This window comes from Brevundimonas sp. GN22 (genome assembly GCF_054824005.1).
Genome location: NZ_JSYD01000092.1, coordinates 1 through 10079 on the forward strand (window position 1 = coordinate 1; position 10079 = coordinate 10079).

A 10079-nucleotide genomic window follows, 5' to 3' on the forward strand; every position below is an offset into this window, starting at 1 on the left:
TTGACTGTACCCAGTTAACCTGACGGCACCCGAACGACGAGCTTCTCGCATCAGCCAGCCGCCGTGCCAATGTGTGCGGCGATCGGCAAACCCGCGCCAGTTTTCAACCATTTCGGCGATGGTGAACAGACTGCTCGGATGTGCGGCAAACAGGTCAAGAACGATTGTGAGCGCTTCAGGTAGCGAACAAATGCGGATGCCGCAAAAATGACGGCTACCGTCTAAAAAATGACCAGTGTGTGGGGGGCTGTAAAACTGATGGTTTCAACTGGTCGCTGTGTCTTTTTGGACGTGACAGAGGCATTGCACACGTTGAACGCGGTGAACCCCCACATCCTCTGCGCATTCACTAAACTAGACCGTGGAGGAGAGATGATTGGTAACGGGTTCTGGCGCTAGTCGCCGCGCCAAGCGCGCGTATGTGCTGTTTTTATTTTTTGGGGCATTCGCTCTATTGGCCATCGTCACGATGGCAAACCAGACGCTGCGCGAATTGACTGGCGAGCAACAGTTAGAAAGGGCGCTCAACAAAGCACATGACCGCCGCGAGCAACTGCAAGATGTCTTTTCGTTACTTCAGGATGGCGAAACAGGACTTCGTGGCTTCCTTTTGACCCGAAATCCCGTTTTTCTCGCGCCCTATCAAAACGCCGAGGACCGATTGGATAGCGAGTGGTCGCAGTTGAAACAGCTGTTCGCACGCGACCCAGCGCGTTTAGAGCGTCTGGAGATACTGGTTCGGACAAAGCGCGATCTGCTGCGTGCTGGCGCAGAAAGAGCGACAAACTTACCGGCAGCGGAACGACATGACCGGGCACTCTCGGGCAAAGTGGCTATGGACCGCATTCGTGACGAGATAGCCCTGCTGAATCAACAAGAAGCTGCCATGTTGGAACAGTTGCGAACCCATCACCAACACCAGGCATTAAGCACGCGTCGGGCCGTGATAGTTTTGTCCGTTCTGTTCGTCTTGCTGATGTTAGGTGCCGCGATCACAATCTGGCACTACATGCGACGTCAAGCAGGTTTGCTAAAAGAAGTTGCAGCATCTGACAGTCAGCAGCAGGCACTTTTCCAAGGCAGCTTTCAGCCGCTTCTCGTACTCGAAGATAATGGTAACGTTGTTCGAATAAATTTTGCAGCTGAAAAAGCGATACAACAGACTTCTAAAGACGTGGTTGGTAAAAATGTTAGACTTTTTGTTGATCTTGATAGATCGGGCGATCCACGTATCCTTGATCAGCTCCGAAATAGACGATCCGCTCTAGAAGAAGCTCTCGAAGGTGAAATATGCGTGCGCCGTAAGGATGGCTCTGTTTTTCCTGCAGAGGTTTCCGTAAGCCCCGTAACTATAGATAATACCACCAATATAATCGTGGCACTCAAGGATGTTTCGGAGCGTAGGCGCATGGACGAGATGAAGTCACAGTTCGTCTCTACCGTCAGCCACGAACTGCGAACGCCGCTGACTTCGATTGCCGGATCGCTGGGCCTTTTGGCGGGCGGAGCGGCAGGGGTGTTGCCCGACAAAGCCGCCCGCCTCATCGGCATTGCCCAGTCAAACAGTCAACGCTTAGTTCGGTTGATCAACGACATTCTTGACATCGAGAAACTGGAATCCGGCCAGATGGCATTGCGTTTGGAACGGGTGGACTTGCGTGAGCTGGCAATGCGGTCGATTGATGCCGTCAGCGGAATGGCCTCCGATCACAAGGTACAAGTCGAACTGGATGGCCGGGCAACAGCCACGGTCATGGGGGACATGGACCGACTTATCCAGGTGATCGTGAACCTGTTGTCCAATGCCTTGAAGTTTTCCCCTTCCGGGGAGACGGTCACGGTCCGGCTGATGGTAGATGACGGACCGACGGTCACGTTGACTGTGTTGGACCGTGGGCCCGGTGTGCCTGAGGCATTCAGATCAAGAATATTCGAGAAATTCGCGCAGGCGGACTCGTCCGATACGCGCCAGCGCGGGGGAACGGGTCTGGGGCTAGCCATTTCTCGCGAGATTGCAGAGCGGCATGGTGGGCGGCTGTGGTTTGATCCTGATCCGGGCCATGGGGCCGTCTTCCATCTGCAACTGCCGCGTGTCGCTGCGGTGCCTATCCATAACCGGGTGGATGGACCGCCGTTGTTGGTGGTCGAGGATGATCCCGATGCCGCCGAGGTGTTGCGCAGTATTCTGCAAGAGGACGGATATCAGGTACAGGTTGCCTCGACCGCACGTGAGGCGTTGGTGCTGGTCGGTCAGACGAAATTCGCCGCTGCGCTGATCGACTTGCAACTGCCCGATGCTAATGGGGTGAGCCTGATCCGCGCGCTGCGCAAATCCGCCCTGACGCGGGATCTGCCCATTCTGGTTGTGTCCGCCGATATCTCGCAAGGCATGGCAAAGGCGGCATCGCTTCAAGTCTTGGACTGGATGGAAAAGCCGCTGGAAGTGGATCGCCTGCTGCATGCGGTTCAGGCGGCGACCGCCGGGAGCAAGGCGCAACCTTTGATCCTTCATGTAGAGGATGAAGAGGACGTGCGCAGCCTCACGGCATCCGCCCTTTCGGGAGTGGCGACTATAGAAGCGGCAGGATCACTGGCCGAGGCGAGACGTTATCTGGAAAGTCGTCATCCCGATCTGGTCATTCTGGATATCGGCCTGCCGGACGGCTCCGGTCTGGAATTGCTGGGCAATCTCGAGAGCGGGGACCAGCCGCCGATACCGGCTATCATTTATTCAGCCAGCGATGCCGATCTTGAACTGGGTGCGGGTATCGAAGCCGTTCTGGTGAAGTCGCGCACGCCTGTCTCGTCGCTGGCTCGGACGGTACGGCGTCTGACGCGAAAGGATATGACATGAAGGAACAACTGACCCTGCTACACGTCGATGACGAAGCGGATATCCGCGAAGTGGCGGCGTTGTCGTTTGATCTGGACCCCATGACAACCTCGATCAGTGCATCGTCCGGTCCTGAAGCCCTTTCCATCCTTGATGGAGGGTTGCGGCCTGACGTGATCCTGTTGGATGTCATGATGCCGGGGATGGATGGACCTATGGTCCTTCAACACCTGCGCCAGCGGCCTGCGCTGGAGCGTACGCCGGTCGTATTCATGACGGCACGGGCGCAAGGGTCCGAAGTGGCGGATTACAAGGCCTTGGGGGCCATAGGCGTCATTACCAAACCCTTTGACCCCATGGGGCTGGCGCAAGAGGTGCGCGACCTGTTGGCGGGGGCGGGCGCATGAATGACGCTCTGGAGGCTTTGCGAGCGCGCTTCAGAGAGCGGGCCCGCGCCGATGCCGACAAGATATCGCGTGCCATCTATGACGGTGACTACGAGGTGCTGGAGCAAGTCGTGCATAGTTTGGCAGGCGCAGCGGGCATGTTCGGTTATCCGGCCTTGTCCGAATATGCGCTGGCGATCGACGCGGTGTTTGGGGCTGGAAACAGGCCGTCGGACGAAGCCCTGAACCGGTTGGTCGAGATCATCCGCGCCGAAAGCGACCTCTATTCGTAGACGACGCGCACAGGAAGCATAGGTACTCCCGTCGCGGTATGGCGCAGGAATCCGTCGATGTCGGGTAGCTTGATCCGGGCATTGCCATTGGCGTCGACGTGGGGCAAAGGCGTCGGGCTGGCGTCGGCCCACGCTGCGCTGGTGGGCGACGTCTCTCCATCGGCTTGAAGCAAATAGGTCTGGACCTGCAGACGGTAGGCGCGGTTCGGATCGGCACTCACGTCAATGATCGCCGGATTGTTCAATGCGCTGGTGCGAAGTTGGATCGGGGTCACCGAGGAGACTTTCAGGGCCGAGTGCACCGTAATGGCTGCCGTAGCATCCGGTGCGCCCGTGCTGGCCTGTACAATGGCCGAGGCTAGCAGTATCGCGATCATAGCAGTTGCGCCGTCACCAGATAATCGAACGGGTGTTCGCCCCCGGGAGCGGCCCCATTCAGCCGGACATCCATGCCCAGGTCAAAGGTTGCATCGCGGAACAGGCCCAAAGGGTCCAGATCGAAGCTGACAGTTGCCCCTTCGGCCGGAGATCCGCTGCGGTAGGTGGCCCCGCGCAGGTTGGCGACTCTGAGCCGCGTAATGGTTGCCGGTCCCTGTCCACCGGCGGGCGTGATGGTCACCCGGATCGGCCGCAACGCGCACAACGAAGACAGCGAGTTAAATCCGCAGGATACCGTGATGGTCGGTGTACGTACGGAGGATGTGCTCAAGCGGATTGAATCGCCTGAAACGCGAGTGACCACGCCGCTGGTGCTGACGCTAAAGATGGTTGTCGACTGGCCGCGGATGGTGCGGCCAAGCGTTGGAGCTTCGGCTGGAGAACGGGATACTGACAACTGGGCCGCTGCGGGCATGGCCATAAAGACCGTAGACAGCGCTATGAGGCCCACAATCCATCGGGTCATGAGTTGGCTCCTTTCAGGCTGACCATGATTGTGCCGGCCCGGACGAAACCGCCCGTAGGCGGGATAAGAACCTGTACTTCATCGTCCATTGTAAGCCCCAGCGTGGACGCTTGTTCCGCATTCAGTCGGACGCGGTATTCGCCCGGAGGCACGCCTTCGATGAAGGCGATACCGGCGTGGTCGCTTCGGGTGCTGATGACCTTTCCATCCTTGTCGACCAATTCGATATTGACGGCGGACAAGGCACGGTTATCGCCTGCCACGCGTTCCAGTACGACGCGGAGTTCGACTTCTGAGGATCGCTGCATCGGATAGTTGACGATAACCGTGCGTCCCGGCCGGGGCTCGACAGCAAGCAGGGTAGGCCCGCCGACGAGATAGGGGTCCTCCACCGCTTCGGTGTTGAGGCGAATGACCGCAGTGCCGGGGTCGCCCAAGCCGGGCGCATAGGCTGTGCCGGCGGTATCCGTGGTGAGCGTGTCGGTTGGAACATCGGCTATGATGCCAGCAACGCCCTCTTCGTCGAACTGGCGGATACCGTCACCATTGGCATCTATCCAGGCATTGATGGCCGCTGCTCCGCCTGATGCACCGCCGCTGCGAACCAGTCGATAGCCCCGACTAACGGGGTCATACCCAAAACCAAAACCGAGTTGTAGGCCGACACGCCATTCACCTGTTTCAGTCTCGACGGCGCTGTTCACGGCAAGATCGAAGCGACGGGCACGCCAGATGTGCGAGGCCTGAACCGTAGTACGTGTTTCTGAACCCAGCGAGCGGACTACTCCAAAGCGCAGGGCCTGGTTGTCGCGCAATTGCCAATCTGCGGTCAGATAGCCCGTCTCCAGCTTGAGGTCGGGCGAAAGGCCGTAGGTCAGGCCGGCGCGCAGTTGAAGGCGGCGCGCGACCAATGTGGCCACGTCGCTCGCTCCGGCCCAGCGTTGGATACGGGATTCATCGGCGCGCTTGTCTTCTTCCCAGACAATGCTGCTAGACGCATAGAAACGCCCGATTGGGGTCGAGGCGCGCAGTTCGGCATTCGTCTGGGCGCTGTTGTCGCGGCGCTCGAGACGCCTGAGATTGAGTGACCAGGGAATGGTTTGGGAATGCGGGCCTTTCAGCTGGCCGTCGGCGCGTAAATCGCTGGCCCGTCGTAATGGGGAGGCATTACCCAGACCCAACTGCCTTGTCTCGTCGATAAAGCCGTTGCGGTACTCCGCATGCCTGCCGACGAGGGAAATGCCCGATACCCTTCCGGCAAAGCCGCCGGATAGTGCCTGGCCATCCTGATCATCCCAACCGGCGTCGATCTGCGTCGCAAAGGGACCTAAAGACGTCCGCAGGCCGAACGTGACCATTGAACGCGACTCTTCGTCCGCGACAGGCCGAAAACGGGCAACACCGCCCGAAAGGGTTATTGCTGACGAAAGCCCGTAATCCACACCGGCGACCAAACGCATGCCATGCGGAACAACACTTGGCTGGCGGACGGGATCATCATTCAGGTCCAACAGGGTCCGGCCCTGATCTACAGCACCGAGACGCACGATGACGCGGCCTGCCTCGACCTGACCGGCACCGAAATTGATGCGGCGTACAGCCTCGCGTGTTTCACCGTGCGGTCCGTAGAAAACAAGACGAAGCGTGTTCAGGCCATAGGCTAGCGGCACGTCCAGAAATTCGTACTGGCCCTGCACCGGCGTGGACTGCGATCCATAAAGGATCTCGTTCACATACAGTTCGACTTCTTCGCCAACGGCCAACTCGCCGCGCAAATCCAGCGGCGTGCCGATATCCAGACTGTCGCGCGGAGCCGAGGTATAGAACAGGCCGCGACCGCTGATGCTGGCAGCCCCAAGCGCGAGCGATGGCGTGTAAACATCGCCGATACCCGCATGGGTCCCGCCTAGAACGCCCAGCGCATGGCCTTTGCTATCGCGGCGCGAAAGGCTGATGCGGCTGTCGCTTAGGTTTGCGTCATCATCTGACCCGATCCATGCCTCGAGGCCTGCCCATAGCAGGTCGCCTGCAACCCGTACGTCATAACGACTGGTCTGATCGCGTCCGTCGCGGCCCGTTTGGCCGCCGATATTGATATCAAAGGCGGGGGCGGTGAAGGCCTGATAAGGGGTGGCGATCTCGACACGCTGATCGCCACTGGCACCCAGACCCAGACGGCCACGACGCTGGTCGCGTTCGAGGCGTTGCTGAAACGGCAGAGGCTCGAGCGGCGTAAGCTCTAGGACTTGAGCGCTGGTATCAGGCTTCAGGCGCACAGGGAGCAACTGCTCAATCACGTCAATTCGAAGGTAGAGGTCATCGGCATAGATGGCGGCTTGGTCGGCGGATATGGCGACCTCGCGACCTGCCAGTATGGCCTTGCCGTTGGACAGATCGACCGTCAGCTTGCGGTCCGGCGACAATATCCAGCCTTCGGCCCGGCGTTGGGTTGGAAAGACGCCGACAGCGAGATCCAGTACCCGCGACAGTTCGCCAATGGGCACAAACACGCCCGTCCGCGATGCGTACACGTTGACGGATTCGGCCAGAAGGACAGGGCCCGAGCGCACCTCGAGCCACAAAAGGTCATCGCTGCTAAAGGGTTGGGGCGAGGCGGCATCAACCAGCGCCGCAGCCGTCGCGCCATCCTGCGCGTGGGCTACGGTGACGGCTAGGCTCCAACTCAGCGCGATAGCGCTGGCAAAGCCAAGGGCTTTCACGGGGCTGAAATCCGCGTGACTGCCAGCACCTCGCCCGGACGCGCATCATCGTCCCGATAGACAAGCGTCAAAGCCTGACCGGCGGGTACCGCTTGTGGCAGGGCTAGGCGGACAGTGCGTTTGTTGATTTCCGGATAGACAGCCACGCCGCGCACCAGCGTCATCAGGGGCGCGTCGTCTGCGGTGCCGAGACGGACTTCAAGATCGCCGTAAACGGAGTTCGCGCCAAGACGGTCGATGTCGAAGACCAATTCAGTGCCTGATGCTCCCTGCTCCAGACGGGCGTTGCTGATGCCGGCGCGGGCATCGGCAGCGTTGTCGCGTACGATGACAGGGATGCTGACGCTGAACAGGGCAATGACCTGAAGGGCGAGATCGTCCTCATTGCCAGCAGCCGCCTGCGCTGCAGTAAAACCGCTGTCCTCAGGGGGAAGAGCGGTGATGGTCAGATGTGAGCGGTGCTCGGCCGAGCCATCCCCAGCGGGGCGGGCACGCAAACGGATGGCCTGGCTTTCGCGTGGCTGGAGGGTTACCCGACGGGGGGTGTGTTCGACCAAATCTGCAGCCGACGAAATGTCCAGTTCATGACGTTCTGAGGCGGCGATGATCTGGCCATCGGGCAGCATAATGCGGTCGACCAGGTCGACCGTATATGTCGCTGGTTGGTCGCCCTGGTTGAAAACATAGACGATCGCGCTGCGCTCGCCGGGGGCGAACACCACACGCTTGGGCGAGATGTTCAGATCGGCACCGACTTGGGCATTCGTGGGCAGGACGCTGGCGGAGAGGGCCAGAGCCGCAGCAGCCACGGTGTTTGCAACATATTGAGGCCAGCCCTGTCTCATACCAAATCTCACCCACCGGGAGGCCGCTGCGAATAGGCGCAGCGGCCATCATTCCTTAGTTATAGGCCGCCGACACGGTGAAGGTTCCCGTGTAAACGCCGGTCCCTGCGGTCGAAGGCAGAGCGACCGAACCACCGACACGTACGTTCAGCGAACCTGCCGAACCCAATGCGTTGCTGAGGGTTTGGGCCGATGCATTGGCGCCCAGATTGTTGCTGGTGGTGACGGTCAGGCTTTCCGAACCGTTGGCCATGGTGAAGGTAGCCGGGACGGTGACCGAGACGGATTGGCCGCCTTCGCCGTCGATGTTGAACTGGGCTGCCTGCGGGGTGTCACCCGAGTTCAGGGCAACAACGCCGCCCGAAACGGTGCGAGCACCAGCATTGCTGACGACGACAGAACCGGAACCGGTCGATGGACGTACAACGGTGCCGAACTTCATGTCCGCGCTCTTGGTGACGGTCAGCGGACGGATGACGGTGATCGAACCTTGGCCCGAGGCCGAAGAGGTCGATTGGGCCGAGGCGGTACCAGCAAAGCCCAGAGCGGCAACGGCGAGGGCGGAAACGAGAGCGAAGCGGTTCATGAGAACTCCAACGGTTGAAAACTGCGTTGGGACCCAAATCTTCCTCATTTCAGCACGGGTCCATCAACCGGACCCGCAAAAACGGGTTTTTCGAACCAAAGTTATAGGTTTGCCTTACATTTCTGACGAGCGCGGGAACTTCAATGCCCGCGTTCAGCTTCCCAATATGAAGAGGAAGCGTTGGTATAATGCGTTGGATAGTTCTTATTGTTGATGATCACCCGCTCGTGGCCGAGGCTCTGGAAGCGGCAGTGGCGAAAGCCTATCCGCAGTTCGAGGTTGGCCGGGTTTCCAGCGCTGCTGAAGCGGAAAGCTTTGCCCGTCGGCATTCCCAGCGCGTGCGCATGGTTATGTTGGATCTTATGCTGCCAGACGCTGAGGGGTTCAGCGCGCTGATCCAGCTGCAGCAGATTTTGCCCAAATCCCAATTCGCGATCATTTCCGCGCGCGTAGATCCACACATGGTTTCCATGGCGCGATCGTTTGATGTGGACGCCTATTTGAGCAAGGCTGAACCCGTCGAAACATTGGTCAATGCAATAGGCAGTGTGATGCGGGGTGAAACGATTTTCCCGATCGGTATCACTCCACAAGCCCGTACAGAGGATTACCACAAGCGTTTGCTAACACTGTCGAAAGCCCAGATGCGCGTATTGAAAGCGATGGCCGAGGGTAAGTTGAATAAGCAAATCGCCGGGGAGTTAGGTCTGACGGAGGGAACCGTCAAACAGCATGTTTCAGCCATTCTAAGGAAGCTGGGCACGCCTAACCGTAGCCAAGCCATCTTAAACAGCGCCCGGCACCTTGGTAAGATCGATTAAGAACTGGTCCGCCTTCCGTCAGAGAAGGATTGTTTAACTCGCAGGGGTAGGCAAAGAAGAGATCACGACCGAGGTGTTGCGCGATTTGGTGGTTCGGGTCGAGATCCATAGCGCATCGGTACAGTTCGTCTGACGTGACCCCCCTGAAACTCCTCCAGGAATAGTTAGAGTCCGCCCTAACGAAGGACGGACAAAATGAAGCGATCTAGGTTTACGGAAGAGCAGATCATCGGGATCCTGCGGGAGCAGGAGGCCGGAGTGACGACGGCGGAGGTGTGTAGACGTCACGGGGTCAGCTCGGCGACCTTTTACAAATGGAAGGCCAAGTTCGGCGGGCTCGACGTGTCGGAGGCTCGGCGGTTGAAGTCGCTTGAAGACGAGAACGCCCGGCTTAAGCGGATGTTGGCGGACGCGATGCTGGACAACGTGGCCCTGAAGGACCTGCTGGGAAAAAAGTGGTGACGCCCGCCGGTTGGCGCGAGGCGGCTGGTCATTTGCAAGCCGCCTATGAGATGAGCGAAAGGCGGGCGTGCCGTGTTCTGGGCGTCGATCGGACGAGCTTGCGCTATCAGGCGACACGCCCGGATGACGACGTCCTGCGCGACCGGCTGAGGGCCCTCGCGCCGGAGCGTCGCCGGTTCGGCTATCGCCGCTGCACGTCCTGCTGCGGCGCGAGGGTCATGCGGTCAAC

General features: G+C 59.5%; 9 protein-coding genes and 1 pseudogene. 5 read left to right on the plus strand and 5 right to left on the minus strand.

The window, feature by feature from the left end; translation table 11 throughout:
• Positions 1-376 precede the first annotated feature (376 nt).
• From OB03_RS12090 to OB03_RS12100, 3 genes are read left to right on the plus strand one after another with little or no spacing between them, the layout of a single operon-like run.
• A complete protein-coding gene (locus tag OB03_RS12090) occupies positions 377-2854 on the plus strand; it encodes a response regulator (RefSeq protein ID WP_461344309.1) in 2478 nt (825 codons plus the stop codon).
• Entirely contained in the window at positions 2851-3240 is a 390-nt protein-coding gene (locus tag OB03_RS12095; RefSeq protein ID WP_461344310.1) for a response regulator, read from the plus strand. The genes OB03_RS12090 and OB03_RS12095 overlap by 4 nt, the downstream gene beginning before the upstream one ends.
• Positions 3237-3512 carry an Hpt domain-containing protein gene (locus tag OB03_RS12100; RefSeq protein ID WP_292050931.1) on the plus strand — a complete coding sequence of 92 codons (276 nt, stop codon included), beginning with the start codon at positions 3237-3239 and terminating at the stop codon, positions 3510-3512. Before OB03_RS12095 ends, OB03_RS12100 begins: the two co-directional genes overlap by 4 nt.
• Here OB03_RS12100 and OB03_RS12105 read toward each other — a convergent pair.
• The 5 genes from OB03_RS12105 to OB03_RS12125 are packed head-to-tail and all read right to left on the minus strand — an operon-like array spanning position 3503 to position 8567.
• Complete coding sequence (locus OB03_RS12105) at positions 3503-3889, minus strand: hypothetical protein (protein WP_292050930.1); 387 nt, start codon at positions 3887-3889, stop codon at positions 3503-3505. The two genes, OB03_RS12100 and OB03_RS12105, sit on opposite strands and share 10 nt — an antisense overlap.
• The gene (locus OB03_RS12110) at positions 3886-4416 is read right to left on the minus strand and encodes a hypothetical protein (RefSeq protein WP_461344311.1); all 531 of its coding nucleotides are present in this window, start codon (positions 4414-4416) and stop codon (positions 3886-3888) included. Before OB03_RS12110 ends, OB03_RS12105 begins: the two co-directional genes overlap by 4 nt.
• Positions 4413-7136 carry an MSCRAMM family protein gene (locus OB03_RS12115; protein ID WP_461344312.1) on the minus strand — a complete coding sequence of 908 codons (2724 nt, stop codon included), beginning with the start codon at positions 7134-7136 and terminating at the stop codon, positions 4413-4415. The genes OB03_RS12110 and OB03_RS12115 overlap by 4 nt, the downstream gene beginning before the upstream one ends.
• Positions 7133-7981, minus strand: a complete 849-nt coding sequence (locus tag OB03_RS12120; RefSeq protein WP_461344313.1) for a fimbrial biogenesis chaperone — start codon at positions 7979-7981, stop codon at positions 7133-7135. Before OB03_RS12120 ends, OB03_RS12115 begins: the two co-directional genes overlap by 4 nt.
• Before the next feature lie 55 nt (positions 7982-8036).
• Positions 8037-8567 carry a DUF4402 domain-containing protein gene (locus OB03_RS12125; protein ID WP_292050926.1) on the minus strand — a complete coding sequence of 177 codons (531 nt, stop codon included), beginning with the start codon at positions 8565-8567 and terminating at the stop codon, positions 8037-8039.
• A gap of 188 nt (positions 8568-8755) precedes the next feature.
• On the opposite strand from OB03_RS12125, the gene OB03_RS12130 reads away from it, so the two are divergent.
• Together OB03_RS12130 and OB03_RS12135 are read left to right on the plus strand one after the other, a co-directional pair.
• Positions 8756-9388 carry a LuxR C-terminal-related transcriptional regulator gene (locus OB03_RS12130; RefSeq protein WP_461344314.1) on the plus strand — a complete coding sequence of 211 codons (633 nt, stop codon included), beginning with the start codon at positions 8756-8758 and terminating at the stop codon, positions 9386-9388.
• A 195-nt stretch (positions 9389-9583) separates the two neighbouring features.
• A pseudogene (locus OB03_RS12135) lies at positions 9584-10079 on the plus strand (transposase); the annotation flags it as partial.

What these genes read in the sequence shown, in the direction of transcription:
- OB03_RS12095 (WP_461344310.1), top strand. Translation starts at nt 2,851, where the DNA reads ATGAAGGAACAACTGACCCTGCTACACGTCGATGACGAAGCGGATATC.
- OB03_RS12100 (WP_292050931.1), top strand. Translation starts at nt 3,237, where the DNA reads ATGAATGACGCTCTGGAGGCTTTGCGAGCGCGCTTCAGAGAGCGGGCC.
- OB03_RS12105 (WP_292050930.1), bottom strand. Translation starts at nt 3,889, where the DNA reads ATGATCGCGATACTGCTAGCCTCGGCCATTGTACAGGCCAGCACGGGC.
- OB03_RS12110 (WP_461344311.1), bottom strand. Translation starts at nt 4,416, where the DNA reads ATGACCCGATGGATTGTGGGCCTCATAGCGCTGTCTACGGTCTTTATG.
- OB03_RS12120 (WP_461344313.1), bottom strand. Translation starts at nt 7,981, where the DNA reads ATGAGACAGGGCTGGCCTCAATATGTTGCAAACACCGTGGCTGCTGCG.
- OB03_RS12125 (WP_292050926.1), bottom strand. Translation starts at nt 8,567, where the DNA reads ATGAACCGCTTCGCTCTCGTTTCCGCCCTCGCCGTTGCCGCTCTGGGC.
- OB03_RS12130 (WP_461344314.1), top strand. Translation starts at nt 8,756, where the DNA reads ATGCGTTGGATAGTTCTTATTGTTGATGATCACCCGCTCGTGGCCGAG.